Here is a 704-nt window from a genome sequence, read left to right as displayed (position 1 = left end):
ACGGATCGTTCGGTCGCTGTCAGTGATTTCAATCACCGGCTTTGGACTCTCGTCTGATCCTTCCAAATCCAGGAAGACCGTCCTGTCAATTTCTACGAATTCAAGAGCCGCTGAAGCAGGCGATACGGCGGCAGCTTTTCTGCGCCAGTACTGGAAGGTGGATAAAGCCAGGCCGTTTTGGACGCAGAAGCCAGCCTGAGTCAGACCTGACACCTGATATTGATCAACCAGGTTCATCCACTGTTCCTGATTCAGTTCACGGGATTTGGAAAACAGATAATTATGCATAAAATCCTCCAGTTCTAGTCGAATACAGAATATCGACTGGAACCGGAGGATCTAAGCCCGTGCAAATTTCAAAAGGTTACGAGCGATCGATTGTAATAATAAGCAAGCACAAAGAATAACAATGAAAAAGTCCAGAGTATCGGATAGAAAAGCACCGTATAAATAAGCAATAAAACTCCTGATGCGATTAAAAGGTTGCGAAGAACCTTCTGTAACGGCAAAGGTGGAAGCATTCCCGTAGAAAATTCTGTATAAACATCCTTAAGAGGCGTTCTTGATCCAAATCATTGGATCTGTCAACTAAACTGTGTAAGTAGTTTTACAGCCGTTAGTTTACTGGACCAGTTCACTGCCTGATTCAAACACTACATGCCTGGTCTGTTCTGTCCAGGGTCCACAGGACCCCGAAGGGGCTT

General features: G+C 45.2%; 1 protein-coding gene. It reads right to left on the bottom strand.

Annotated elements, in window-relative coordinates:
* The coding region (gene tnpA / locus BO222_RS11775; protein ID WP_198931968.1) for an IS66 family insertion sequence element accessory protein TnpA at positions 1-288 on the bottom strand (288 nt) is incomplete at its 3' end.
* Between the last annotated feature and the right edge of the window lie 416 nt (positions 289-704).

The organism is Ileibacterium valens (assembly GCF_001945525.1).
In the GTDB taxonomy this organism is placed as follows: Bacteria; Bacillota_I; Bacilli_A; order Erysipelotrichales; family Erysipelotrichaceae; genus Ileibacterium; species Ileibacterium valens.
This window is presented reverse-complemented; position numbering and strand designations above follow the sequence as displayed.